A 25,970-nucleotide genomic window follows, 5' to 3' on the forward strand; every position below is an offset into this window, starting at 1 on the left:
GTTGTATGCGTCCGCTGCATCTGTGGCTGTTGCTGGGAGCTGGCTGGGTTTTGCCCAGCCAGGCCGCCGACGTCGAGTATTGGCTGGATCGCTTGGCCGGTGCTCAGCAACTGAGTTTCGTCGGCAGTTTTGCCTATGAGCGTGACGGAGCCTTTTCGACCCATCGCCTTTGGCGGCAGGTAGAGCCTGATGGTCATGTGCGCGAGCGTTTGCAGCAACTCGATGGGGAAGGCTTGGAAATTGTCCGCGAGAATGGGCAACTGCTGTGTTCAAGCCATGGGCAACCGTTACAGGCCGCCGGTGCCTCTGCGAGTGCCCCCATAGGTGTGGCGCAGCACTTGCAGGTTGCCCGCTTGACCGAGGGTTACACCCTGCGGTTGCAGGGTGCGACGCGTGTCGCCGGGCGCGACGCCGTGGTGCTGAGCGTGTCGCCACGGGATCAGCACCGTTATGGTTTGGAACTCCACCTGGACTCGGCCACCGCGCTCCCCTTGAAGTCACTCTTGCTGAATGAGAAAGGCCAATTGCTGGAGCGTTTGCAATTCGTCCAGTTCGAGCCTCAGGGCGAGACGCCGATGGCTCGGCAGGCACTGGTCCCCGGTACGGACTGCCGGCCCGCAGAAACCAGTGCACTGCAAAGTTCGGCAGCGTCGGGTGGCTGGCATGCTGCTTGGTTGCCGCCGGGTTTTGCACTGGACGGCGCGATCGCCGAAAGCTCCCTGACTTGGCTGCGGTATAGCGATGGATTGGCGCATTTCTCGGTCTTTGTGGAGCCTTTGCGAGGGGCCGTGGCAGATGATGTGCGCAGCCAGTTCGGACCTACTGCGGCAGTGTCCAGACGTATGAAGGTCGAGCAGGGTGACGTGATGGTAACGGTCGTGGGTGAAGTTCCGCCCGGAACTGCTGAGCGAGTAGCCCTGTCGGTGCGTGATGACGGGGTTGCTGTGGCGCCTTGATGTGTTGGTTTTCAAGGACGCATGGAAGTACTCAATGCGTCGTTGAGCGGTAGATCCCCGCGGCACGGTCCGGGGCGGATCTGCGGACAATAGCGCTGATTTTATGTGATGTTGTAGTGCTCGCCGAGGTTGTGGCCACGGTCGGGTTAATTATTGGTCGTTCTGGATGGGAACTGAATGTCGATGCCTAGCCTGAAATCTTACCTTTCACTGCTGGCGGCGTTGGTGCTGGTGGGCCAGTCGCTGGTGGCCCGTGCCGAATTGCCGGACTTTACCGACCTGGTCGAGAAAGCGTCCCCGGCCGTGGTCAATATCAGCACCCGGCAAAACCTGCCCGAGCGCGCCATGACCGGTCAACCTTCGGTGCCTGACCTGGAGGGCGTGCCGCCGATGTTTCGCGAATTCCTCGAGCGCAATCAGCCCCAGGTACCTCGCGCTCCCGGTGGTGGACGCCAACGCGAGGCGCAATCCCTGGGGTCGGGGTTTATCATCTCGTCCGACGGTTATGTGCTGACCAACAACCATGTGGTGGCGGATGCGGATGAAATCATCGTGCGCCTGTCAGATCGCAGTGAGTTGGAAGCCAAGCTGATTGGGGCGGACCCGCGTACCGATGTGGCGTTGCTCAAGGTGGAAGGCAAGGACTTGCCGATCGTCAAGCTCGGCGAGTCCGACGACCTCAAGGTTGGAGCCTGGGTGTTGGCCATTGGCTCGCCCTTTGGTTTCGATCACTCGGTGACTGCCGGCATCGTCAGCGCCAAGGGTCGCAGTCTGCCCAATGAAAGCTACGTGCCTTTTATTCAGACTGATGTGGCGATCAATCCAGGCAACTCCGGTGGGCCATTGTTCAATCTGGAGGGTGAGGTGATCGGCATCAACTCGCAGATTTTCACCCGCTCCGGCGGTTTTATGGGCTTGTCCTTCGCCATTCCGATCACCGTTGCCATGGATGTCGCCAACCAGCTCAAGGATGGCGGCAAGGTCAGTCGTGGCTGGCTCGGGGTGGTCATTCAGGAGGTCAACAAGGATCTGGCCGAATCCTTCGGTCTGGAGCGGCCAGCCGGTGCGCTGGTCGCACAGGTGCTCCAGGGCGGGCCAGCTGACAAGGGGGGGCTGCGCGTGGGCGACGTGATCCTGAGTCTGGACGGCAAACCGATCATCATGTCCGCCGACCTGCCGCACTTGGTGGGTGGTCTCAAGGCGGGCAGTAGCGCACGTTTGGAAGTGGTGCGTGAAGGTACCCGCAAGACACTGGACGTGACCATTGGCGCGCTGCCGGATGAAGGTGCTGAGATCTCGCCGGCTGAAGCGGCGGGGGCTGAGCGCAGCAGTAATCGTTTGGGTGTTTCTGTGGTCGAGTTGACCGCCGAGCAGAAAAAAGGACTGGATCTCAAAGGTGGCGTGGTGATCAAGGAGGTGTTGGAAGGTCCTGCCGCGCTTATCGGCTTGCGCCCGGGCGATGTCATCACCCACTTGAACAATCAGGCCATCGATACGGCGAAGACTTTTGCCCAGGTCGCTCAGGAATTGCCGAAGAACCGTTCGGTCTCCATGCGGGTGCTGCGTCAAGGGCGAGCGAGCTTTATCACCTTCAAACTGGCCGAATAGCCCGCGCGCGGGTCGGAAAGGGCGGCTGAGGCCGCCCTTTTCATGCCTGCGGTTCAGCGTCCAGGCGTGACGCATCGGTCGCCAATCAGGTACACTTCCCGGCTATTTTTCGGCGGGCAGTCTGCCTGCGGCCTTTCTGAGTGTTGATCCGTGAGTGACCTGAGTCATATCCGTAATTTTTCCATCATCGCCCATATCGATCATGGCAAGTCGACCCTGGCTGACCGCTTCATTCAGATGTGTGGCGGCCTGTCCGAGCGTGAAATGGAAGCCCAGGTCCTGGACTCCATGGATTTGGAGCGCGAGCGTGGGATCACCATCAAGGCCCACAGTGTCACGCTCTATTACACGGCGCGCGACGGCAAGACTTACCAGCTCAACTTCATCGATACGCCGGGGCACGTTGACTTTACTTATGAGGTGAGTCGTTCGCTGGCCGCTTGTGAGGGGGCCTTGCTGGTGGTGGACGCCGGTCAAGGCGTCGAGGCACAGTCGGTGGCCAACTGTTACACCGCCATTGAGCAGGGGCTGGAGGTGATGCCCGTGCTCAACAAGATGGACTTGCCCCAGGCCGACCCTGACCGCGTCAAGGATGAAATCGAGCATATTATCGGCATCGATGCGGCTGACGCCGTGACGTGCAGTGCCAAAAGTGGCCTGGGCGTGGATGAGGTTTTGGAGCGTCTGGTACAGACCATTCCCGCGCCGACCGGCAATATCGAGGACCCATTGCAGGCCTTGATCATTGACTCCTGGTTCGATAATTACCTGGGCGTGGTGTCGTTGGTACGGGTTCGCCATGGCCGGGTAAAAAAGGGCGACAAGATTCTAGTCAAATCCACCGGCAAAACGCACTTGGTCGATAGCGTGGGCGTTTTTACCCCCAAGCACACTGAGATGGGCGATCTGAAGGCCGGCGAAGTGGGCTTTATCATCGCCAGCATCAAGGATATCCATGGGGCGCCCGTAGGCGACACCCTGACGCTGAGCTCGACCCCCGATGTCGCCGTGCTGCCGGGTTTCAAACGGGTTCAGCCGCAAGTTTATGCCGGGCTTTTTCCAGTCAGCTCTGAGGATTTCGAGGATTTTCGCGAGGCGTTGCAGAAACTCACGCTGAACGATTCGTCCTTGCAATACTCGCCTGAGAGTTCCGATGCCTTGGGCTTCGGCTTTCGCTGCGGTTTCCTCGGCATGCTGCATATGGAGATCATCCAGGAGCGCCTGGAGCGCGAATACGATCTGGATCTGATCACCACCGCGCCGACCGTTATTTTTGAAGTCTTGATGAAAAACGGTGAAACAATCTACGTCGATAACCCGTCAAAGCTGCCTGATCAGGCCTCGGTCGAGGACATGCGCGAGCCTATCGTGCAGGCCAATATCCTGGTGCCCCAGGAACACCTGGGTAACGTGATCACCCTGTGCATCGAAAAACGCGGTGTTCAACGTGATATGCAGTTCCTCGGCAATCAGGTGCAGGTCCGCTACGATCTGCCAATGAACGAAGTGGTGCTGGATTTCTTCGATCGACTGAAATCCGTCAGCCGGGGTTATGCGTCGCTGGATTATCACTTCGATCGTTACCAGTCGGCCAACCTGATCAAGCTGGATGTACTGATCAATGGTGAAAAAGTCGATGCCCTGGCGCTGATCGTGCACCGTGATAACGCTCACTATAAAGGGCGGGCATTGACCGAGAAGATGAAAGAGCTGATCCCGCGGCAAATGTTCGATGTCGCCATCCAGGCCGCCATTGGCGGTCAAATTGTGGCGCGCACGACCGTCAAGGCCCTTCGCAAAAACGTCTTGGCCAAGTGTTATGGCGGTGACGTCAGCCGTAAACGCAAACTGCTGGAAAAGCAGAAGGCCGGTAAAAAACGCATGAAGCAGGTGGGCAGCGTGGAAATTCCACAGGAAGCCTTCCTCGCCGTGCTCAGGTTGGATGGCTAGGAACCCTATGTCGATCAATTTTCCGCTGATACTCGTCATCGCCGTTGCGGTTTCCGGCCTGCTGGCGCTGTTCGATCTGGTTGTACTGGCGCCGCGTCGGCGCGCGGCGATTGCTGCATACGAGGGGCAGATCGCCGAGTCCGACCCTCAAGTGCTCGAACGCCTGAACAAAGAGCCGTTACTGGTTGAATATGGCAAGTCGTTCTTCCCGGTCCTGGCCATAGTGCTGGTGCTACGGTCGTTCCTGATCGAGCCGTTTCAGATTCCGTCGGGTTCGATGAAGCCGACGCTGGAGGTCGGTGATTTCATCCTGGTCAACAAATTTGCCTACGGCATCCGTCTGCCGGTGCTGGATACCAAGATCATCGAGGTCGAGGACCCCCAACGCGGTGATGTGATGGTGTTCCGTTACCCCAGTGACCCGAATATCAACTATATCAAGCGGGTGGTGGGTCTGGCCGGTGACGAAATCAGCTACAGCAGCGAAAAACGCCTGTATATCAACGGTCAGCCTGTCGCCGAACAACTGATCGGCGAAGAGCCGGGTTCACTGGGTAGTGTGCAGTTGTATCACGAGAAACTCGGTGAGGTGGAACATCAAATTCGCAAGGAAATGGGCCGCTATCGCCGCGAGCCTGGGACGGTGTGGACGGTGCCCGCCGGGCATTATTTTATGATGGGTGATAATCGGGATAACTCCAATGACAGTCGTTATTGGAATGATCCGAAGATTGCCAAGGATGTGCTGGGCATGGTCCCGGATAAAAATATTGTCGGTAAAGCCTTTGCGGTTTGGATGAGCTGGCCGGATCCGAAGCTGAGTCACCTGCCGAATTTTTCCCGGGTTGGCTTGATTCATTGATTGTGCAATGTAAATGCGCGTAGACGCTCAGGCGCTTGCAGCCCCTAAAAAGTAATAACTCGACGAGGTTGGCCATGATAGTTCCACATTCGCAGAAAGGTATGTCGGTGTTTGGTTGGCTGATGACGCTGGCTTTCGTGGCTTTTCTCGCCAGCGCGCTATTCAAAGTGGTTCCGCACTATCTGGACTATATGTCGCTGGATAAGTTAATTCTCTCGGTTGAGGCTGACAAGGCGGCGGAAGTGCGCAGCGCTGGCGAGTTCTATAATCATATTGCCAAGGGCTTGATCATCAACAATATGCGTGACTTGGATTTAAAAGAAGCGCTTAAGATCAAGCTTGAAAATAATGAGTATTTGGTTCACCTGAAGTACGAAAAACGTGAGAATTTGATAGAGAATATCGACTTGGTCACCCGTTTCGAAAAAGAATACCGCGTGCGCATGCCGTGAGTGTTTCGTTAAGTCGCCTCGAGCGACAGCTTGGTTATACCTTCAAGGACCAGGAGCTGATGCTGCTGGCCCTGACCCACCGCAGTTACGCCGGGCGCAATAACGAGCGCCTGGAGTTTCTCGGCGATGCGATTCTCAATTTCGTGGCCGGTGAAGCGCTGTTTCTACGCTTTCCGTTGGCACGCGAGGGCCAGTTGTCGCGCTTGCGGGCCCGTCTGGTCAAGGGAGAGACCCTGGCGATCCTGGCTCGCGGCTTTGACTTGGGTGACTACCTGCGGCTGGGGTCGGGCGAGCTGAAAAGCGGCGGTTTTCGCCGCGAGTCCATTTTGGCCGATGCCCTCGAGGCGCTGATCGGCGCCATCTACTTGGACGCCGGCATGGAAGCCGCGCGCGAGCGGGTGCTGGCCTGGCTGACCTCCGAACTGGAAAGCCTGACCCTGGTCGACACCAACAAGGATCCGAAAACCCGGTTGCAGGAATTCCTGCAGTCCCGGGCCTGTGAACTGCCGCGTTACGACGTGGTGGATATACAGGGTGAACCGCACTGCCGTATCTTTGTGGTCGAGTGCCAAATCACCTTATTAAATGAAAAGACCCTGGGGCAGGGAGCCAGTCGCCGCATCGCCGAACAGGTCGCCGCGGCTGCCGCCTTGATTGCCCTGGGTGTGGAGAACGGCAATGACTGATTCACCGGCAACACGCTGCGGTTACGTTGCCATCGTCGGCCGGCCCAATGTGGGCAAGTCCACTTTGTTGAACCATATTCTCGGTCAAAAGCTGGCGATCACCTCGCGCAAGCCCCAGACCACCCGGCATAACATGCTGGGCATCAAGACCGAAGGGGCGATTCAGGCGGTCTACGTCGATACACCGGGCTTGCACAAGAACGGTGAGAAAGCGCTTAACCGCTATATGAACAAAACCGCTTCGGCAGCCCTCAAGGACGTCGACGTGGTGATCTTCGTGGTCGATCGCACCCGTTGGACCGATGAAGACCAGATGGTGCTCGAGCGCGTGCAGTATGTGCAGGGTCCGGTGTTGATCGCGATCAACAAGACCGACCGGATCGAAGACAAGGCCGAGTTGATGCCGCACCTCGAGTGGTTGCAGCAGCAGTTGCCCAAGGCCGAGATCGTGCCGATTTCCGCGCAACAAGGGCACAACCTCGATGCGCTGGAGAAACTGGTGGCCGAGCGTTTGCCCGAGAGCGAGCATTTCTTTCCGGAAGATCAGATCACCGACCGCAGCAGCCGTTTCCTGGCCGCCGAGTTGGTGCGCGAAAAGATCATGCGTCAACTGGGAGCCGAGTTGCCCTACCAGATCACGGTCGAGATCGAAGAATTCAAGCAGCAGGGCAAGACCTTGCATATCCATGCCCTGATTCTGGTCGAACGCGACGGACAGAAGAAGATCATCATCGGCGACAGCGGTGAGCGGATAAAGCGCATCGGCACCGAGGCACGCAAGGATATGGAGGTGCTATTCGACTCCAAAGTCATGCTCAACCTCTGGGTCAAGGTCAAGGGTGGCTGGTCCGACGATGAACGAGCGCTGCGCTCGCTGGGCTATTCCGATATCTGACTCGAGGCGGCTTGACCCGCCCGACCGAGCCTTCGGCGGGGCAGGCCAGTGCCCTGGGTTGCGACCTGAGCCCGCCTGGCCCTGTCCGCCCACCTGACCGGACCTGCCTGCCATGACCGATCGCGCTTTGCCTGCCTATGTACTGCACAGTCGGGCCTACCGCGAAAGCAGCGCGCTGGTGGACCTCCTGACCCCTCAGGGGCGCTTACGCGCGGTGTTGCGTGGGGCGCGGGGCAAGGCCGGTACCCTGGCCAGGCCTTTTGTGCCGGTGGAAATCGAACTGCGCGGCCGTGGTGAGCTGAAGAACATCGGTCGCATGGAGAGTGCCGGCATTCCCCAGTGGCTGCACGGCGAGGCACTGTTCAGTGGGCTCTACCTCAACGAACTGCTGATCCGCCTGCTTCCCGCCGAGGATCCTCACCCCCAGGTATTCGACCACTATGCCGCCACCCTGGTGGCGCTGGCGGCTGGCCGCCCACTGGAGCCGCTGCTGCGTGCCTTCGAATGGCGAGTGCTGGACGAACTGGGGTATGGTTTCGCCTTGGACCAGGACTGCAGCGGCGCGCCGGTGGTCGCCAGCGGTCTTTACCGCTTGCGTGCGGAGGTTGGGTTGGAGCCAGTGGGGCATCTGCAGCCGGGGCTTTTCCAGGGGCGCGAGCTGTTGGCCATGGCCGACGCTGACTGGACGATTCCCGGAGCCCTGGCCGCCGCCAAGCGGTTGATGCGCCAGGCCCTTGCCCCTCATCTCGGCGGTCGACCGCTGGTCAGCCGCGAATTGTTTATCACCCTGAAGGAGCCCCCCCGTGACTGAAGCCAAGCGAATCCTGCTGGGCGTGAACATCGACCACGTCGCCACCCTGCGCCAGGCCCGCGGCACCCGCTACCCGGACCCGCTGAAGGCTGCGCTGGATGCCGAGGAAGCCGGCGCCGACGGCATCACCCTGCACCTGCGCGAGGATCGTCGGCATATCCAGGATCGCGATGTGCGCATCATGCGCGAGGCGTTGCAGACCCGGATGAACTTCGAGATGGGGGTGACCGAGGCGATGCTGTCCTTCGCCGAGAGCCTGCGTCCGCAACATGTTTGCCTGGTGCCTGAGAGCCGCGCGGAGCTGACCACCGAAGGCGGGTTGGATATCGCCGGCCAGGAGGGGCGTATTCAGGCCGCCGTGCAGCGGCTCAATCGGTTGGGCGGCGAAGTGTCGCTGTTTATCGATGCCGACGAGCAGCAGATCGAGGCCGCCAAACGGGTCGGCGCGCCAGCGATCGAGTTGCACACCGGTCGGTATGCCGATGCCCAGACCCCCGCCGAGGCGGCGATCGAGCTCGAGCGGATTCGTCACGGTGTGGCTTTCGCCTTGGACCAGGGGCTGGTGGTCAATGCCGGTCATGGCCTGCACTACCATAACGCCGAGGCCGTGGCCGCCATCGCCGGTATCAACGAGCTGAACATCGGCCACGCCATAGTCGCCCATGCCCTGTTTGTCGGCTTTAAAGCCGCAGTGGCGGAAATGAAACAGTTGATCGTGGCGGCGGCCGACCGCCGCTGACCGCCGTTTTCCGACTATCGCCCTGGCGCATCCTGCGCCGCCAGGGAGCCCGCGGCCGTTACGGCTTTCTCGCCACCATGACCGCGCGCATGGGGGCGGGCAGTCCCTCCAGTGTGCGCGAGTGATCGCCGGGGTCGAGGAAGTCCGGCAGCGACTGGTAGCGCATCCAATCGGTGCTGCGCTGTTCTTCGACACTGGTCACGCTGACATCCACGCAGCGCACGTCTACCAGGCCGGCGCGCTGCAGCCACAGCTCCAGGGCTGCCACCGAGGGCAGAAACCAGACATTGCGCATCTGCGCATAACGGTCTGGCGGTACCAGCACACAGTTGACATCACCTTCGACCACCAGGGTTTCCAGGACTAATTGACCGTCCTTGACCAGGCAGTCCTTGAGCGCCAGCAGATGGTCGATCGGCGAGCGGCGGTGGTAGAGCACGCCCATGGAAAATACGGTGTCGAAGCCCTGCAGTTTTTCCGGCAGCTCTTCCAGGGCGAACGGCAGGTGCCAGGCCGGTAGATCCGGCAAGTAGCGCCGCAGGGCCTGAAACTGGCAGAAGAACAGCCAATTGGGGTCGATCCCTATCACTGCGCGGGCACCGGCGCCGAGCATGCGCCATTGGTAGTAGCCGTTTCCGCAGCCGACATCCAGCACCCGTTTACCGCGCAGGTCCAGGTGTGGGGCGACCCGTGCCCATTTCCAGTCCGAGCGCCATTCGGTATCGACCGGCACGCCGAACAACTCGAAGGGGCCTTTGCGCCAGGGTGACAGACCCATTAGCGCTTGTCTCAGTTGCTCCTGGGTGTCTGCCGTGCAGGGGGCTCGCAGCGTCACCCCCCCGGCCAGATCGATGCTCGTCGGCTGCAGGTCGGGCAGGGCGTGCAACGCGCCCTGCCAGCGCTGCAGGTCGCCGTGGCCCACGGCCATTTTGCTGTCCAGCTGTTCTTGCAGCTCGCTGGCCCATTCGGCCAGGGGCGTGCCCGCGAGTTCGCGCACCAGCGCGCCCAGGTCGATCATGGCAGGGCCACCAGCGAGGCGAAATTCAGGCATTGGAACCAGGGCACCACGCGGCTGAAGCCGGCCTGCAACAGGCGTTCGCGGTGTTCCTCCAGGCTGTCGGGCAACATCACGTTTTCCAGGGCGCTGCGTTTCTGCGCGATTTCCAGCTCGCTGTAGCCATTGGCGCGCTTGAAGGCGATATGCAGGTCGGTCAACAGGGCCTGTTCCCCGGGGTCGGTGAAACGCAACTTCTCCGACAGGATCAGTGCTCCGCCAGGCATCAGGGCCTGGCGTATCCGCGTCAGCAACGGCAGGCGCTCGGACGGCGCGATGAACTGCAGGGTGAAATTCAGCGCCACCAGGGAACAGGGTTGGAAGGCCAGGTCCAAAATATCCGCTTCGATCACCTGCACCGGCAGCAGCTCCTGGAACATGGCGTCCTGGGCGTGCAGGTACTCACGGCAGCGCTCCACCATCGCGGCGGAGTTGTCCACGGCCAGCACCCGACAATCCTCGACCCGTACATGTCGGCGCAACGCCTGGGTTACCGCGCCCAGCGAGCTACCCAGGTCATAGAGCAGGCTGTGCGGCTGGGCGAACTGGGCGGCCAACACGCCGATGTTTTCGACTATGGTCGGGTAACCCGGCACGGAGCGCTTGATCATGTCGGGAAAGACCCGGGCCACATCCTCGTTAAAGGCGAAGTCCTGAACCTGGGGCAAGGGGTGCGCGAAAATACGGTCGGGTTCTTGGCTCACGGGCATTCCGGTGGCAGTGACGAAAAGGCCGGCATTTTAGCCAACCGCGGGCATTAGCCATACCGCTGTCACTTCAACTGGTCGGAAAAAAACTCGCCGGCCCCCTGCAGTGGGCCGAGCGGGTTATTGCGCACCTCGCTGCGGCGAATGTTCGGTTCGCCGTTGCTGACCTTATGCACCAGGGTATCGTCGACCATGACAAACACGCTGCGAAAGGACCAGCCCTGTACTTCGCGGTTCTTGCGGAAATTCAGCACGTCGGCCCAGAAGCTACCGACTCGCTGGCTATCGGATTTGGACAGCTCGAAGGCATAGCCGCTGCAGCGTTCCTTGGCTTCCAGGCAGCGCATCAGACCATCGGGCAGATAGTCAATGGGTATGTTGGGCTGGATAAACATCTGCCGCACGTCGATAAACGACAGCATGCGGCCGTTGCCGTTGACCAGGGGGTCGAAGCCCAGCTTGAACAGCTCCGTACGGGTCGTGCGTCCTGGGACGGCCTGGGCGTAGCGAATCTCGGCATCCAGGTAGCTGTCGAAGGGCGAACTGACTTCGGCCTGCTCGCTGGGCAGCAGGCTGCTGCAGCCGCAGAGCAGAACGGGCAGGCTCAACACGAGGCGACGCGCAATCATTGGCATGGAGTCTCGTCCTGGGTGGTGGAGCGTCCTGACGCGGTGGAAGGCCTGTGGCCGTGGCAACTGCTCGGCCGGGCGCCCTAGGGCACCTAGCGCACCTGGATCGGGCAGTCGAAGGTTTCTGCCGGGGGCAGGTCGGTTTCCCACGGGCGCCGGTACTGCAAGTGCAAGCGACCTTCCCCCGCGGTCTCGGCCTGAAAGCGCCAGGTCGACTGCCCGGCACTGCCGACCAGGCCCACGTCTTCAGGGTTGCTGTACACCTCCGGCCCCAGGCTGCGCAGCAGCGGTGTCGCCGCGTCGGCCAGTTGCCAGCGAAAGCCGGTGGTCGGGTTGCTGGGCAGCACGAGAATCAGGGTTTGCTGGGTTCGGATCTGCAGCGGGCATTGCGCCTGCGAATCCACTTGCAAGGTCTGGCGGCTGCTGGAGTGCTGGGCGCAGGCGCCCAGCAGGCTCAGGCCAAGGGGAAGCAGCAGTCGGGCGGCGGTCATGGGCGCTCCTTGAAGGTCGGCTTTGGCCAGGATAGCGCAGATCGCCCCGGCAGTCGGTCGTTCGGGGCCGACAGGTCGCCGCCGATAACCCGCCCCGGCACCCGGGCGGGTCTACTGGCTCGCTCAGTGAAACAAGACCTTGGCCACATCGGCGAAACGTTTGGCGAAATGCACGGTGATGCCGTCCTTCAGGTAGTCCGGCAGTTCGGCGAAGTCACCCCGGTTGGCGTCTGGCAGAATCAACTCGAAGATCTTCTGGCGGCGGGCGGCGATCACCTTCTCCCGTACCCCGCCGATGGGCATGACCTGCCCGGTCAGCGACAGTTCGCCGGTCATCGCCAGGTTTTTCTTCGGTGCCTGGTTGCGCGCCAGGGACAGCAGGGCGCTGGCCATGGTGATCCCCGCGCTGGGGCCATCCTTGGGCGTGGCGCCATCGGGTACGTGCAAATGGACAAAGGCCTGATCGAAGAAATTCGCATCGCCGCCGAATTGCTTGAGGTGCGAGGCCACGTAGCTGTAGGCGATTTCGGCCGATTCCTTCATCACTTCGCCCAGTTGCCCGGTCAACTTGAAGCCGCGGTTAAGGGTATGGATGCGGGTGGCCTCGATCGGCAGCGTGGCGCCGCCCATGCTGGTCCAGGCCAGGCCGGTGATCACGCCAGTCCCGGAAAGCACCTGTTCGCTGCGAAACACCGGCACACCCAGGTACGCCTCCAGGTCCTTGGGCCCGATCTTCACCACCTGTTCAGGGTCGTCCAGCAGTTTGACCACCGCCTTGCGCACCAGCTTGCTCAGCTGTTTTTCCAGCTGACGCACGCCGGCCTCGCGAGCGTAGCCGTCGATCAGGGCCTTGAGCGCGGCATCGCTGAGGCTCAGGCGGCTTTTCTCGACCCCGGCTTTGGCCAACTGTTTGGGCCACAAATGGCGCTTGGCGATGCCCAGTTTTTCTTCGGCGATATAGCCGGACAGCCGGATCACTTCCATGCGGTCCAGCAGCGGTCCAGGAATCGAGTCCAGGGTGTTGGCGGTGCAGACGAACAGCACCTTGGACAGGTCCAGGCGCAGGTCCAGGTAGTGGTCGAGAAATTCCGCGTTCTGTTCCGGATCCAGGGTTTCCAGCAGTGCCGAGGCGGGGTCGCCCTGGTAGCTGCTGCTGAGCTTGTCGATTTCGTCGAGCATGATCACCGGGTTCATCACCTCGACTTCCTTCAGGGCTTGTACCAGCTTGCCGGGCAGGGCGCCGATATAGGTGCGTCGATGCCCCTTGATCTCCGCTTCATCGCGCATGCCGCCGACGCTGAAGCGGTAGAACGGACGGCCCAGGGTTTCTGCGATGGATTTGCCGATGCTGGTCTTGCCCACACCCGGTGGCCCCACCAGCAGCACGATGGAACCGGCGATCTCACCCTTGTAGGCGCCGACCGCGAGGAATTCGAGAATGCGCGCCTTGATGTCGTCGAGGCCAGTGTGATGCCGGTCGAGCACTTCGCGGGCATGCTTGAGGTCGAGTTTGTCCTGGCCATGGACGCCCCAGGGAATGGCGGTGGCCCAGTCCAGGTAGTTGCGGGTGACCGCGTATTCCGGCGAGCCGGTCTCCAGGATCGACAGCTTGTTGAGTTCCTCGTCGATGCGTTTGCGCGCCTGCTCGGGCAGCGTCTTGCCCTCCAGGCGCTGGCGGAACTGCTCGCTGTCGGCGCTGCGGTCGTCCTTGCTCAGGCCCAGCTCCTGCTGGATCAGCTTGAGTTGCTCCTTGAGAAAGAACTCACGCTGATGCTTGCCGATTTTCTGGTTCACTTCGGCCGACAGTTCATGCTGCAGGCGGGCAACCTCCACCTCGCGCCGCAGCAGCGGCAGGACCTTTTCCATGCGCTTGAGCATCGGCACGCAATCGAGCACCTGCTGCAGTTCGTCGCCGGGTGCGGTGGTCAGCGCCGCGGCAAAGTCGGTGAGTGGCGAGGGATCGTTGGGGCTGAAGCGGTTCAGGTAGTTTTTCAGCTCCTCGCTGTACAGCGGGTTGAGCGGCAGCAGCTCCTTGATCGCGTTGATCAGGGCCATGCCGTAGGCCTTGACCTCGTCGCGCGGGTCCAGCACCGCAGCGGGATATTCCACCTCCGCCAGGTACGGCGGTTTGCGGCTGAGCCAGCCGCGGATACGCACACGCGTCAGCCCTTGGGCGACGAATTGCAGTTTGCCGCCTTCCTGGGCCGCGCTGTGTACCCGCACCACCGTGCCGTGTTCAGGCAGTTCGTCAGGGTCGAACCCGCCTTGGTCGGGGTGTGGCTGATCGACGAAAAACAGCGCCAGGTTCTTGTGTTCGGTCTTGCCCACCCGCTCCAGGGTTTCGGCCCAGGGGCTGGGGTTGACGATCACGGGCAGCACCTGCCCGGGGAAAAACGGACGGTTGTGCACCGGCAAAATATACAGCTTGTCTGGTAACCGCTGGTTGGGCAGGACAAGGCCCGTGGCGGCAGAAATCTGGTCGTCGACTGTCTGGTCGTTCATGCGACACCTTGCGCTTGAGTGATGTTGGGTAGATGGGGCAGCGGCCGGACCTTTTCAATGCACGAGCTGCGGCGATTGGCGGTCGGCCTGTTCACAGGCCGCCCAGGGACGCTTTTTCGCTTCACAAGTCGTTCGGTGCCCGGGCCGCTGTGCGCTGGCGCCTGGCCCGCGACGGCCTTCATGGCGGGCCGTGCGGCGACAGTGGCAAAATTATGGCCATGGCCTGGGTGCCACCATCGGTCAGTCGAGGTGACGGCGAGCCTCGCAACTGGTTAAAGTGCGCACTTATGCGTAACGCCGTTCTGGTATTTCGATGTTCAGCACCCGTCTGATCCGCCTGGACGACCAGGCTCATATCCATGCCCACGACCACCATCAACTGGTGTTGTCGTTGTCCGGCCGCGCGGAATTCGAAGTCAACGGCCGGGGCGGCGAAGTCTGTCGCATGCGCGCCTGCCTGGTTCCCGGGGATGCCGATCACGAGTTCGCCGGCATGGGCGATAACCGTATGCTGATCATCGACCTGGACGAGCAGCACAGCTCGGCCCAGGACCTCGAGCTGCTCGGTCATCTGTTCGACACGCCGCGTTACCCCGCGCTGGACGCCGATTTCCAGAACCTGCTCAGTTACGCCGGTGCCGAATTGGCCCGCTACGGCAGCGATCCGCTGTTGGCCCGGGCCCTGGGCGGCCTGCTGCTGCGGGCCTTGCACCTGCGCCTGTTCGATGAGGCGGCGCCGCGGTCAATCGGACCGCTGGACGTCGGCCGCCTGGATGCCTATATCGATCAGCACCTGGCCCGACGTATCCATGTGGCGGAACTGGCGCAGGTGGCTTGCCTTAGCCCCAGCCACTTCCATGCGCAGTTCAAGGACAGTGTTGGACTGACGCCGCACCAGTACCTGCTCAAAACCCGCCTGGACCGCGCCGCTCGTTTGCTGCGCGAAAGCCCGCTGCCGCTGATCCGGATCGCCGAGGAGTGCGGCTTCTCGAGTCAGAGCGCCTTGACCACGGCCATGCGTCGCTACCTGGGGTTGACCCCCAAGCGCCTGCGCGGCGCTGACTGACCTCCCTGTTTTACTCGCCAGCATCAGGCCGCATCGCCTGCCAGGCTGCTTGAAAACGTGATCTTCTCCACGTGGCGGGCTACGCTGCTGAAAAGCTGACAAGATCAGGTCGCCAGGCGGGCATGGATTTCTCGGCGTGTCGCGCAGCCACTCGGCACGGGTAGTGAGCATGATCAAAGCGCTTTTTTCGCGGTGCGGTGGTTTGTGCCGGGGCCTGCTGGGCCTGCTGATGCTGGCGGCGTTACCGGCCTCGGCCGGCACCCTGCACGCCGAATTGGTCGACCGTCAGGGCCAGCCTCTGGCCGATGCGGTGGTCAGCCTGCGTGGTCCCCTGGGGCAGCCCGGCGTCGTGCCCACGGCGATCATGGACCAGGTCGCTCGGCAGTTTGCGCCCAGTGTGCTGGCGGTGCGCTCGGGCACCCGGGTGTCTTTCCCCAACAGCGACAATATCCGCCATCAGGTGTATTCCTTTTCGCCGAGCAAACGCTTCGAGTTGCGCCTGTACCAGGGCACGCCCAGTGAACCGGTGCTGTTCGACCAGCCCGGTGTGGTGGTGCTCGGCTGCAATATCCATGATTGGATGGTGGGCTACGTCTATGTCACCGACGATCCCTGGTTCGCGGTCAGCGATGACCGCGGCCAGTTGCGCCTCGACGCGCTGCCGGCCGGTCGCTACGCGGTGACACTCTGGCACCCCGGGCTCAAGGACCGTATACCGCTGGCAAGTGGGGAAGTGGTCATGGGCGAACAGGACCTGCAACAGCGCTTTGCGTTGGCGCTGGTCACCGATGCTGTCGCCCCTCCGACGCCGGCGGCGAGCGCGTTCGGCGAGGCATTCAGGAAAGCCACCCGTGCGCCCGAGTAACAGTTTTCAGGCGCGAATCGCCACGGTGCTGATCCTGCTGTTGGTGGCGGTTATCGGTGCGTTGTATTTCGCCGTGCAGGTCGCCACCCAAGTGGCCGTGCGCAATCAGGCCAACGAGCAATTGGAGGTCGGCACCCGGGTGTTTCAGCAGTTGCTCGAGGTGCGCGGCAACCAGCTGCAAGGCGCGGTGCAGGTGCTGGCCGCCGATTTCGGTTTTAAGGACGCGGTGGCCAGCGGCGATGAAGCGACCCTGCGCTCCGCCTTGGCCAACCATGGCGCGCGTATCCAGGCCAGCCTCATGCTGGTGGTGGGCCTGGACGGGCAGTTGCAGGTCAGCACGGGCCAGACCATCGATGCCGCCGCCGCCGCGCGTTTAGCTCGCTACCTGGGCGGGGCGGGGCGTGGAACCTTGCAGGTCGGCCTGGTACCTGTTGAGCAACAACTCTATTTGCTGGTGGAAACCCCGGTCCTGGCGCCGTTGCCGATCGCCCGCGTGGTAATGGGCTTTCAGGTGGACGCGGCGTTGGCCGAGCAGATGCGCGAGTTGACTCACCTTGAGCTGACCCTGGTCTCGCTGATCGACCAGGAACCGGTACAGTGGCTGAGTACCCTGCCCGAGGCGGCCCGGGACGAGCTGCAACGCCGTGCGCGGGCGCCGTCGCCGGGCCAGCTCGAGCAGGCGTTCGAATGGCAGGGTGAGCGTTATATCGGCACGCAACGGGTGTTGGCGCGCGAGGCAGATTTTGAGGTGCGCGCCCTATTGTTCAAATCCCTTAACCAGGCCGAGCAGGCGTTCGCGCCGCTGGACCGGAGCATCCTGGGGATCGCCCTGGTGGCGCTGCTGGCGTCGCTGGCGGGCGCCTTGCTGCTGGCGCGCGGTATGTCGCAGCCGGTGCGGCGGTTGGCCGAGGCCGCGCAGCGGATCGGTCAGGGCGACTATCAGGAACCCCTCGAGCTGCACCGCCGCGACGAGCTGGGCCAACTGGCCAGCGCCTTCAACCGGATGCAAGCCGATATCGCCGAGCGCGAGCGGCAGTTGGCCCACAACGCCTTGCATGACAGTTTGACTGGGTTACCCAACCGCACCCTGGCGATCGAGCGCTTGGGCAGCGCGATCACGGCGGGGCGGCCGGTGGCGCTGTTGTACCTGGGAGTCGGCAATTTTCGCTCGGTCAACGAAAGCTGTGGCCCCGGCGGCGGCGACCTGGCCCTGCAGCAGCTCAGCCGACGCTTGCAGGCCACCTTGCGCCCCGGTGACAGCCTGGCGCGGCTGGTGGGCGATGAGTTTCTGCTGCTGCTGGAGAACACCGAAAGCGACAGCGCGGTGGCCAGCGCGGACCGGCTGCAGCAGGTGCTGCTCAAACCCCAGCGCATTGGTAGCGTGGACATCGCCCTGGACTGTCGCATCGGTATCGCGGCCTACCCGACCGATGGGGCAACCCCGGACGACTTGCTGCGCCGCGCCGGCATCGCCATGCAGGACGCGGCCCAGTTGCCCGGCCGTTTGCAGGTCTATCAGCAGGGCCGTGACGACGCCCATGCCCGGCAGATCGGGCTGATCCGTGACCTGCGCCGGGCCGCCAGCAACGGCGAATTGCAACTGCATTACCAGCCCAAATTGGATATCCGCGCCGGCCGGGTGCGCCAGGCCGAAGCCCTGCTGCGCTGGCAGCATCCCCATTACGGCATGGTCTCGCCGGGCGAATTCATTCCCCTGGCCGAACGTACCGGCAGCATCCAGAGCCTGACCCACTGGGTCATCGAGCAGGCCATGCAGCAGTTGGCCGAATGGAACGGCCGTGGGTTGCACGTGCAGCTGTCGTTGAATATCTCGGCGGACGACCTGCTCAGCATCGACCTGGCCGAGCGGGTCAGCCGGCTGCTCGGTCAGTATCGGGTGGCCGCCGAGCAACTGATTTTTGAGATCACCGAAAGCGCGGTGATGCAGGACCCGGAGTTCGCCCTGATGGTGTTGCACAGCCTGCGCGCTTGCGGCATCAGCCTGTCGGTGGACGACTTCGGCACCGGTTACTCGTCCCTGGCCCACCTCAAGCGCCTGCCGGTGCAGGAGCTGAAGATCGACCAGTCCTTCGTGCGCGACCTGGATGAGACCAGTGAGGATGCGGTGATCGTGCGCTCGACCATCGAGATGAGCCACAACCTCGGGCTCAAGGTGGTGGCCGAGGGCGTCGAGCTGGAACGCAGCCTGCGCCTGCTGGAACGCTGGCAGTGCGACACGGCCCAGGGCTACCTGATCAGCCGGCCCCTGACCGCCAGCGCCTTCGAGGCCTGGGTGGCGCAGCCGCTGCACGCACAACTGGAGCGAGTGCACTCATGAGGATTTTCCGGCCCTGGATTGCCGTGCTGCTGCTGTGCGGTGCCCCGCCGGCCCTGGCCGAACAGGGGCGTCTGCTGGCGACGGGGGGCGCCAGCAGCCTGGAGGGCGCGGCGGGTGGCGGTATCACACCCTGGGCGGTGTTGGCCGGTTATGGCGAGCAAGGCGAGTGGGGCGGCCAGGTATTCGCCACGCGCGTCGAGACCGCTGACTATCGCCTCGACGTGGCCGGGCTGGCGGTGGCCTACGACAACCGTATCGAACTGTCCTTCGCCCGCCAGCGCTTCGACCTGGGCACTTTGGCGCGCCAGCTGGCCCTGCCGGACGACAGCCTGAGTCAGGATATTCTCGGGCTCAAGCTGCGGCTGTTCGGCGACCTGGTCTATGACCGCCTGCCCCAGGTGTCCCTGGGGCTGCAGCACAAACGGCAGAAGGATTTCCGCGTGCCCGGCCTGGTCGGGGCGCAACGGGACGAGGACAGCGAAGCCTACCTGAGCGCCAGTCGGCTCGTGCTCGGCGGCGCCTTTGGCTACAACCTGTTGCTCAACGGGGGCCTGCGCTACAGCCGGGCCAACGAGCTCGGCCTGCTGGGTTTTGGCGGTGACCGGCGCGACCGCCACAGCCTGCTCAAGGAGGGCTCGCTGGCGGTGCTGTTCGATCCGCGTTGGGCGGTAGGGGTCGAGTACCGGGAGAAGCCGGACAACCTGAGCTTTGCCGGGGAGAGCGATTGGGCCGACCTGTTCGTCGGTTACTTTCCGAACAAGCAGCTGTCGCTGGTGCTGGCCTACGCCAAACTCGGTGAAATCGCCGGCCTGGACCACCAGGACGGCGTCTACCTGTCGTTGCAGGGGAGTTTCTGAGTATGCGCGGCTGGCTTTTCTGGGGCCTGCTAGGGCTGGCCGGTTGTGCGCAACCGCCGGCGCAGGGCGACAGTCTCTATCGTGCCCTGGGCGAACAGGCGGGCATCGGCCGTATCGTCGAGGGCATGTTGTTGAATATCGCCGACGACCCGCGCATCGTCCGGCATTTTACCAACATCGATATCCAGCGCCTGCGTGACAAGCTGGTCGAGCAGTTCTGCGTCGAGGCCGGCGGGCCCTGCGTCTACAGCGGGGACAGCATGGAGGAAAGCCATAAGGGGCAGCAGCTGACCCGTGGCGATTTCAACGCGTTGGTGGAGAACCTGCAGGCGGCGATGAGCGCCGAAGGGGTGCCAATACCCGTGCAGAACCGGCTGCTGGCGCGCCTGGCGCCCATGCGCGGGCAGATCATCGAAAGGTAGCGGTGGCGCTGCCGGGTTGACCTGCAGTCTGTGCTTCACCGCCCCGACAGCTTGGGTCCGGGCCACCCTTCACATCCTGGAGGGCCCACCCTATCCAGGGCCCACCAAGTGGATTAGATTGCAGCCCCAATAGGGCGCCCCGTGGACGCGTGTTCCATGCCTCGGCGGCCCCGGTCATTCGCCCGAACTCAGGAAATCCAAGTTATGAATCGCAAAACCATTTTCGTGGGTCTGTTTTGTGCCGCCGCCCTGGTTGGCTGTGGCGACAGCGAGCAGAGCCTGTCGGAAAAAGCCGGCAAGGTGGTGGGCGAGGGCGTGACCGGCTTCTTCTCCGGCGTCGGCAGCGGCGTCGATGAAAAGATGGTGGTCGAAACCGAACTGGGTGAAGGCGCGACCAAGGCCGGCCTGGAGCGCACCACGTCCAAGGCCAGCGGTATGGCCGACTCCGAGAAAAGCTTCAGCGTTTACCTGGTGGCCCATAAGGCGTTCAAGGGCACCTTGATGGCCAAGGCGCAGAACAAGGATGGCCAGGAAGTCGGCCGTTCCAAGCTCGAGGTCGACTTGAAAGAAGGCGACGCCGACTACCAAGTGTTCGTCTTTAACTCGCAGATGGACAGCCAGCTGGTGCATAAATACATCATCGATACGCTGTAAGCGGCTTCGTACGGCGAACAATCGTACGGGTCATACCCGCGAAGGCGGGTATCCAGTGCGGCCGCTCGCACTCGGTATGATGGCGGCGGCAACCGACCTGGTTCAGCATGCAATACGTTCTGTCAGGAGCGCGGCGTCGCTGTGCGCAATGCTCCAGGCTCGGGCCTGAACAAAGGCATCCAAAGTCCGATGGAGCTGTGGATAAATTTAGGGAGTGGTATGAAACCAAAAAATCGAACTCTGGAGATCGGCTTCGATGTAATTTTTGCGGTAGTGCCTGCCTTGTTTTTTATGCCGTTTGTGTTAACCGGAATCCTTTGGATGGCGCGTGCTCAATCGTTCTCGGTTGAGGAGTTTTTAACGCTGGCAATAATGTTTAGCGCGATCCTGGCAACCGCCGCGTTGCTAATCGGCGTGTGCCGAAAAGCAAATAACCCGGAGGTCATCCAAACCGATTTTGTAAGGATTGGGACGTTCGTCGGCTCAGCGGCCTGCCTAATAACACTGGTCGCCGGTGTGTTCAATGGTGTCTGGGTAGCCTTGGTGCTGGTCTTCCCGATTTACATTGGGAGCAAGTACTTTCGCTCTTGAACGCCACTGTAGCTCGTTGACTCTTCACGCCGCTTATTGGCAACCGCTTAGCATTACCCAAGCCTGTAATTGACGACACGGGGTCGAGAGTTGTGCTCTCGACGCCAGCAAGCATTGTCTCGCAGGGCCCTAACCCTCCGACAACGCATAGACCCGCAGGCGATGGCCGTCCGGGTCCAATGCGACAAAGGTATGGCCAAAGTCCAGGGTGGTCGGGGCCTGGGCGATGACCAGGCCGCGGGCTCGCCAGGCGTCGTGCAGCGCCTGCACCTGGTCGTTGTCGCTGACCGAGAAGGCCAGCTCCCCACCGCCGGCGCCGACCGTGGCCGCCGGCTCCACTGTATGCCGTGACCAAAGGCCCAGCTGGCTGCCGCTGTGCAGGACGAACAGGGCAAAGGTCGGCGAGGCTTCCACCGGGGTCTTGTCCAGCAGCTCGCTGTAGAAGGCCGCACTGGCAACCGGGCTGTCGACATACAGGATGGTCATATTCGGATCGGTCATGCTCGCAGGCTCCGTGAAAAGAAGGGACGTGGCCGGGACAGAGATATCCGGCTGGTCGCCATCCTAGTCCCGGCTGCTGACAGCTTCTGTCAGCAGTGGCACCTATTGCGCGGCAATGCCCTGACTCTCCCGCCAGGCTTTGAGCAGGGCCTGGCGTCGGCCCGGGTAACGTTGCTCGCAGGGGGTCAAGGCGCGGATGCGGTCGGCACGGAAGTGGCGGAAGCCCTGGCGCAGCTCGCACCAGCCGACGACCACCCGGGTCTGGTCGAAAAAGCCCAGGGCGAACGGCCAGATAACGCGCTCGGATTCGTCGCCCTTCAAGTCGCAATAGCGCAGCTGCAGTTTGCGTTCGCCACGAATGGCCTGGCGAATCGCCGGTAGATGCGGGTCGGCCGCCGCCTGGGACGTGCCCGGGCCGATCAGCAGCGCAGTATCGTCCAGGGTCGCGCGCAGCGGGCTGGGCAAGACCGCGGCAATCTTCGCCAAGGCATGCCGCGCGGCGGCGGCCAGGCGTTCATCGCCGCGATCGGCGACCCAGCGTGAGCCGAGCACCAGCGCTTCTATTTCGTCCTCGGTAAACATCAGTGGCGGCAAGGTGAACCCCGGCCGTAGCAGGTAGCCCAGGCCCGGCGCACCCTCGATCTGGGCCCCCTGTTGCTGCAGGGCGGCGATGTCGCGATAAAGGGTGCGCAGGCTGACGCCCAGTTCCGCGGCCAGCGCGGTGCCGGTCACCGGATAGCGGTGCAGGCGCAGCATCTGCAGCAGGTCGAGCAAGCGTTGAGCGCGCGGCATAAGGTTCCAATGGAAGCAAGCGGACGCCCTATCATCCGGCAGCGGGCCGGTACGGGGAACCGGGATTTTGCGCGCCTGTGCGGTAGTCACCCAGACAGTCCCCGGCAAAATACGGCGGCGACTGGATTCAAACGGCTGTTCGCCGATAGTTCCCCGGCTGGAGCTTTGTGCAAAAACTCCAGAGCTTTGCGCAAGAATCCGGCGGTCCCAAGCCTCTACATTCGATCATCCACTCTTGCGGCGTATCGGCTTGGCCGACGCCTATTGGTTCGGCTGCGGTAAATGAGCTAGACCCATAGAGTGCTTCCCACTACCACCGTCTCCACAAGAGGATAGGCGTGATGTTTAAAGCCAGTCACGTCTTGCAGGATGAGTTCCTTACCCGGATCTCCTCCCAAAAGGCCGCCGATTTTTTCCCCGTCATCAGCGCCAATTACAGCGTCGACGAAGCGGCCTATCTCACTGAGCTCCTCGAGCTCGCCGATCCCGGTGCAACGGGTATCGCCGCGATTCGCAGCGGTGCCCGGACGTTGATCGAAGACGTCCGCAGCCGGGACAATGCCGTCGATACCCTCGACGCCTTGCTTCGTCAGTACAGCCTCGACACCCAGGAAGGGCTGATGCTCATGTGCCTGGCCGAGGCTTTGCTGCGGGTACCGGACGCCGCCACGGCGGACGCCCTGATCCGTGACAAGTTGAATGCCGCCGAGTGGGACCGCCACCTGGGCAAAAGTGACAATGTACTGGTCAATTTCGCGGCCTGGGGCCTGGTGATGACCGGCAAGGTGGTCAACCTGGACGGCGCCACCCACGCCCGTACCGGTGCCGGCAAGCCCGGCAGCGTGCTCGGCCGTCTGGTGCAGCGTTCGGGCGAACCGGTGATCCGCGCGGCGATGAACCAGGCGATGAAGCTGATGGGCAAGCAATTCGTGCTGGGCCGCACCATCGCCGAAGCGCTGAAAAACGGCCGTCCCTGCCGCGAGCAGGGTTATACCTATTCCTTCGACATGCTTGGCGAGGCGGCGCTCACCGTCGCCGACGCCGAAAAATACATGGCCGACTACCGCAAGGCCATCGACACCGTCGGTGCCGAGCCCCAGGTGGGCCGCGCGCCGAAACCCTCGATCTCAATCAAGCTGTCGGCCCTGCACCCGCGTTACGAAGTGGCCCAGCGCGAGCGCGTGCTCACCGAGCTGTTCGCCAACGTCCGCGAGCTGGCGATCCGCGCCCGTGCCCTGAACGTCGGCATCTCGGTGGATGCCGAGGAAGCCGACCGTCTCGAGCTGTCGCTGGAACTCTACGAAAAACTGATGCGTGACCCGGCGCTGGCCGGCTGGGGCGAGTTCGGCCTGGTGGTCCAGGCTTATTCCAAACGCTGCCTGCCGGTGCTGGTGTGGCTATGCCTGCTGGGCAAGGAGCTCGGCGCCAAGATGCCGCTGCGCCTGGTCAAGGGCGCCTACTGGGACAGCGAGATCAAGCAGTCCCAGCAATGGGGCCTGGACAGCTACCCGGTGTTCACCCGCAAGGAAGGCACCGACACCTCCTACCTGGCCTGCGCCCGTTACCTGCTCAGCGAGCACACCCGCGGCGTGATCTACCCGCAATTCGCCAGCCATAACGCGCACACCGCCAGCTGCATCCTGGCGATCGCCGCCGAGCAGTCCAGCCCGCGCGACTTCGAATTCCAGCGCCTGCACGGCATGGGCGACGCGCTGTACGACACCATCATCGAGAAGCACCGCAAGACGGTGCGCATCTACGCCCCGGTCGGCGCGCACAAGGACTTGCTGCCGTACCTGGTGCGGCGCCTGTTGGAAAACGGCGCGAACTCGTCCTTTGTGCACCAGTTGGTGGACCCGAGCATTCCGGTGGAGTCCCTGATCGATCACCCGGTGACGCAACTGCGCAAGTTCGAAAGCCTCGCCAATGACAAAATCCCCCTGCCGCCGGCGTTGTTCGGTCCGGCGCGGAAAAACTCCCAAGGCCTCAATATGAATATCCAGCAGTCCTGGCAAGCGCTCGAACTCGCCTATCAGCCGCACCTGACCCGTCAATGGACCGCCGCGCCGGTGATCAACGGTAAAACGCTGGCCGGCACCGCCGAAGAGGTGCGTTGCCCCTTCACCCTGAAACAGGTGGTCGGTTCGGTGCAGTTCGCCAGCGCCGCCCAGGCCGCCCAGGCGATGGACGCCCTGGCCGCGGCCTGGCCACGCTGGAATGCCACGCCGGTCGAGCAGCGCGCGGCGATCTTCGAGCGGGTCGCCGACCTGCTGGAAACCCACCGCGGCGAGCTGATGGCGCTGTGCACCCTGGAAGCCGGCAAAACCCTCCAGGACGGCATCGACGAAGTGCGTGAGGCGGTGGACTTCTGCCGTTACTACGCCCAGCAGGCGCGTTTGCGCCTGGGCCGCGAGGAGCTGCAAGGGCCGACCGGCGAGCGCAACGAGCTGTTCCATGAAGGCCGCGGCATCTTCGCCTGCGTCAGCCCGTGGAACTTCCCGCTGGCCATCTTCCTCGGCCAGATCAGCGCGGCGCTGGTGGCGGGCAACTGCGTACTGGCCAAGCCGGCCGAGCAGACCAGCCTGATCGCCGCCCGTACCCTGGAGCTGCTGTTCGAGGCCGGTCTGCCCAACGACGTGATCGCATTCCTGCCGGGCGACGGCGCGACCCTGGGCGGCGTGTTCTGCCGTGACGCGCGCCTGGCCGGTGTGTGTTTCACCGGTTCGACCGACACCGCGCGCATCATCAACCGCCAGCTGGCCGACAAGGCCGGCCCGATCGCCGCCCTGATCGCCGAGACCGGTGGGCAGAATGCGATGATCGTCGACTCCACCGCCCTGCCGGAGCAGGTGGTCAAGGATGCCGTGCAATCGGCCTTTACCAGCGCCGGTCAGCGCTGCTCGGCGTTGCGCGTGCTCTATGTGCAGGCCGACATCGCCGAACGGGTCCTGGAGCTGCTCAAGGGTGCCATGGCCGAACTGAAGATCGGTGCCACCAGCGAGCGGGTCAACGACGTCGGCCCGGTGATCGATGCCGAAGCCAAGGCCGGTCTGGTTGCCCATATCGCCCAGCTCAAGGGCGAGGGCAAGCTGATCGCCGAGGCGGTGCTGCCGGCGGGCCTGGACGGTCACTTTATCGCCCCGGTGGCGTTCGAGATCGGTGGCATCGACGAACTGAAGAAAGAACACTTCGGCCCGATCCTGCATATCGTGCGGTTTCAGGCGGCGGACCTGGACAAGGTGGTCGCGGCGATCAACGCCACCGGTTACGGCCTGACCCTCGGTGTGCACAGCCGCAACGAGGAGACCGCCAAGCGCATCGAGGCGCAGGCGCGGGTCGGCAATCTGTACGTCAACCGCAACCAGATCGGTGCCGTGGTCGGCGTGCAGCCGTTCGGCGGCTGCGGCCTGTCCGGCACCGGCCCCAAGGCCGGCGGTCCCAGCTATCTGCTGCGGTTCGCCAACGAACGAACCACCTCGGTGAACACCACCGCGGTTGGCGGCAACGCGTCGCTGCTGTCCCTGGGCGATGCCTAAGCAATA

24 protein-coding genes are annotated in these 25,970 nt (G+C 62.9%); 17 read left to right on the top strand and 7 right to left on the bottom strand.

From position 1 onward, the window contains the following. The first annotated feature begins 5 nt into the window (after window positions 1-5). From ABWY06_RS22640 to pdxJ, 9 genes are all read left to right on the top strand, one after another. Window positions 6-956 (top strand): MucB/RseB C-terminal domain-containing protein, encoded by a 951-nt coding sequence (locus ABWY06_RS22640; protein WP_353927847.1) that lies wholly within the window; start codon window positions 6-8, stop codon window positions 954-956. Between the two features lie 183 nt (window positions 957-1,139). Continuing rightward, complete coding sequence (locus tag ABWY06_RS22645) at window positions 1,140-2,564, top strand: DegQ family serine endoprotease (protein ID WP_353927958.1); 1,425 nt, start codon at window positions 1,140-1,142, stop codon at window positions 2,562-2,564. A 150-nt stretch (window positions 2,565-2,714) separates the two neighbouring features. After that, window positions 2,715-4,514: a translation elongation factor 4 gene (gene lepA, locus ABWY06_RS22650; protein WP_353927848.1), complete on the top strand. Its 1,800-nt coding sequence runs from the start codon at window positions 2,715-2,717 to the stop codon at window positions 4,512-4,514. A 7-nt stretch (window positions 4,515-4,521) separates the two neighbouring features. Next, window positions 4,522-5,376, top strand: coding sequence for a signal peptidase I (lepB, locus tag ABWY06_RS22655; protein ID WP_353927849.1), 855 nt, complete (start codon window positions 4,522-4,524; stop codon window positions 5,374-5,376). A 74-nt stretch (window positions 5,377-5,450) separates the two neighbouring features. After that, window positions 5,451-5,828 (top strand): DUF4845 domain-containing protein, encoded by a 378-nt coding sequence (locus tag ABWY06_RS22660; RefSeq protein WP_353927850.1) that lies wholly within the window; start codon window positions 5,451-5,453, stop codon window positions 5,826-5,828. Next, complete coding sequence (gene rnc, locus ABWY06_RS22665) at window positions 5,825-6,514, top strand: ribonuclease III (protein ID WP_353927851.1); 690 nt, start codon at window positions 5,825-5,827, stop codon at window positions 6,512-6,514. The genes ABWY06_RS22660 and rnc overlap by 4 nt, the downstream gene beginning before the upstream one ends. Then, entirely contained in the window at window positions 6,507-7,409 is a 903-nt protein-coding gene (gene era / locus ABWY06_RS22670; RefSeq protein WP_353927852.1) for a GTPase Era, read from the top strand. The genes rnc and era overlap by 8 nt, the downstream gene beginning before the upstream one ends. A 112-nt stretch (window positions 7,410-7,521) precedes the next feature. Then, window positions 7,522-8,220, top strand: a complete 699-nt coding sequence (gene recO / locus ABWY06_RS22675) for a DNA repair protein RecO (protein WP_353927853.1) — start codon at window positions 7,522-7,524, stop codon at window positions 8,218-8,220. Next, window positions 8,213-8,959, top strand: a complete 747-nt coding sequence (pdxJ, locus tag ABWY06_RS22680; protein WP_353927854.1) for a pyridoxine 5'-phosphate synthase — start codon at window positions 8,213-8,215, stop codon at window positions 8,957-8,959. Before recO ends, pdxJ begins: the two co-directional genes overlap by 8 nt. 58 nt (window positions 8,960-9,017) lie before the next feature. Here pdxJ and cmoB read toward each other — a convergent pair whose 3' ends face one another. From cmoB to lon, 5 genes are all read right to left on the bottom strand, one after another. Then, complete coding sequence (gene cmoB, locus ABWY06_RS22685; protein ID WP_353927855.1) at window positions 9,018-9,977, bottom strand: tRNA 5-methoxyuridine(34)/uridine 5-oxyacetic acid(34) synthase CmoB; 960 nt, start codon at window positions 9,975-9,977, stop codon at window positions 9,018-9,020. After that, window positions 9,974-10,717: a carboxy-S-adenosyl-L-methionine synthase CmoA gene (cmoA, locus tag ABWY06_RS22690; RefSeq protein WP_353927856.1), complete on the bottom strand. Its 744-nt coding sequence runs from the start codon at window positions 10,715-10,717 to the stop codon at window positions 9,974-9,976. The genes cmoB and cmoA overlap by 4 nt, the downstream gene beginning before the upstream one ends. Window positions 10,718-10,785: 68 nt before the next feature. Further along, window positions 10,786-11,355, bottom strand: a complete 570-nt coding sequence (locus tag ABWY06_RS22695; RefSeq protein ID WP_353927857.1) for a hypothetical protein — start codon at window positions 11,353-11,355, stop codon at window positions 10,786-10,788. 86 nt (window positions 11,356-11,441) lie between these two features. Continuing rightward, on the bottom strand, window positions 11,442-11,840 hold the full coding sequence (locus tag ABWY06_RS22700; protein ID WP_353927858.1) for a protease inhibitor I42 family protein: 399 nt from the start codon (window positions 11,838-11,840) through the stop codon (window positions 11,442-11,444). Window positions 11,841-11,963: 123 nt separating this feature from the next. Further along, window positions 11,964-14,342 carry an endopeptidase La gene (gene lon / locus ABWY06_RS22705; protein WP_353927859.1) on the bottom strand — a complete coding sequence of 793 codons (2,379 nt, stop codon included), beginning with the start codon at window positions 14,340-14,342 and terminating at the stop codon, window positions 11,964-11,966. 313 nt (window positions 14,343-14,655) lie between these two features. Here lon and ABWY06_RS22710 point away from each other — a divergent pair, with 313 nt between their 5' ends. From ABWY06_RS22710 to ABWY06_RS22740, 7 genes are all read left to right on the top strand, one after another. Then, window positions 14,656-15,408, top strand: a complete 753-nt coding sequence (locus ABWY06_RS22710) for an AraC family transcriptional regulator (protein WP_353927860.1) — start codon at window positions 14,656-14,658, stop codon at window positions 15,406-15,408. Between the two features lie 169 nt (window positions 15,409-15,577). Then, window positions 15,578-16,273, top strand: coding sequence for a methylamine utilization protein (locus ABWY06_RS22715; RefSeq protein WP_353927861.1), 696 nt, complete (start codon window positions 15,578-15,580; stop codon window positions 16,271-16,273). After that, the gene (locus ABWY06_RS22720) at window positions 16,260-18,611 is read left to right on the top strand and encodes a putative bifunctional diguanylate cyclase/phosphodiesterase (RefSeq protein WP_353927862.1); all 2,352 of its coding nucleotides are present in this window, start codon (window positions 16,260-16,262) and stop codon (window positions 18,609-18,611) included. Before ABWY06_RS22715 ends, ABWY06_RS22720 begins: the two co-directional genes overlap by 14 nt. After that, the gene (locus tag ABWY06_RS22725) at window positions 18,608-19,468 is read left to right on the top strand and encodes a DUF3034 family protein (RefSeq protein ID WP_353927863.1); all 861 of its coding nucleotides are present in this window, start codon (window positions 18,608-18,610) and stop codon (window positions 19,466-19,468) included. Before ABWY06_RS22720 ends, ABWY06_RS22725 begins: the two co-directional genes overlap by 4 nt. 2 nt (window positions 19,469-19,470) lie before the next feature. Further along, a complete protein-coding gene (locus ABWY06_RS22730; RefSeq protein WP_353927864.1) occupies window positions 19,471-19,890 on the top strand; it encodes a group I truncated hemoglobin in 420 nt (139 codons plus the stop codon). Between the two features lie 204 nt (window positions 19,891-20,094). Then, window positions 20,095-20,544 (top strand): hypothetical protein, encoded by a 450-nt coding sequence (locus tag ABWY06_RS22735; RefSeq protein ID WP_353927865.1) that lies wholly within the window; start codon window positions 20,095-20,097, stop codon window positions 20,542-20,544. A 141-nt stretch (window positions 20,545-20,685) separates the two neighbouring features. Continuing rightward, window positions 20,686-21,135 (top strand): hypothetical protein, encoded by a 450-nt coding sequence (locus tag ABWY06_RS22740; protein WP_353927866.1) that lies wholly within the window; start codon window positions 20,686-20,688, stop codon window positions 21,133-21,135. A gap of 129 nt (window positions 21,136-21,264) precedes the next feature. On the opposite strand, the gene ABWY06_RS22745 is transcribed toward ABWY06_RS22740, so the two are convergent. Both ABWY06_RS22745 and ABWY06_RS22750 read right to left on the bottom strand, forming a co-directional pair. Beyond that, window positions 21,265-21,636 carry a VOC family protein gene (locus ABWY06_RS22745; protein WP_353927867.1) on the bottom strand — a complete coding sequence of 124 codons (372 nt, stop codon included), beginning with the start codon at window positions 21,634-21,636 and terminating at the stop codon, window positions 21,265-21,267. Between the two features lie 102 nt (window positions 21,637-21,738). Continuing rightward, window positions 21,739-22,428 carry a helix-turn-helix transcriptional regulator gene (locus ABWY06_RS22750; protein ID WP_353927868.1) on the bottom strand — a complete coding sequence of 230 codons (690 nt, stop codon included), beginning with the start codon at window positions 22,426-22,428 and terminating at the stop codon, window positions 21,739-21,741. 341 nt (window positions 22,429-22,769) lie between these two features. Between ABWY06_RS22750 and putA the strand changes: the two genes are divergently transcribed. Continuing rightward, a complete protein-coding gene (putA, locus tag ABWY06_RS22755; RefSeq protein ID WP_353927869.1) occupies window positions 22,770-25,964 on the top strand; it encodes a bifunctional proline dehydrogenase/L-glutamate gamma-semialdehyde dehydrogenase PutA in 3,195 nt (1,064 codons plus the stop codon). The last annotated feature ends 6 nt before the right edge of the window (window positions 25,965-25,970 follow it).

It is taken from the genome of Pseudomonas sp., from assembly GCF_040514055.1.
Taxonomy (GTDB): Bacteria; Pseudomonadota; Gammaproteobacteria; order Pseudomonadales; family Pseudomonadaceae; genus Aquipseudomonas.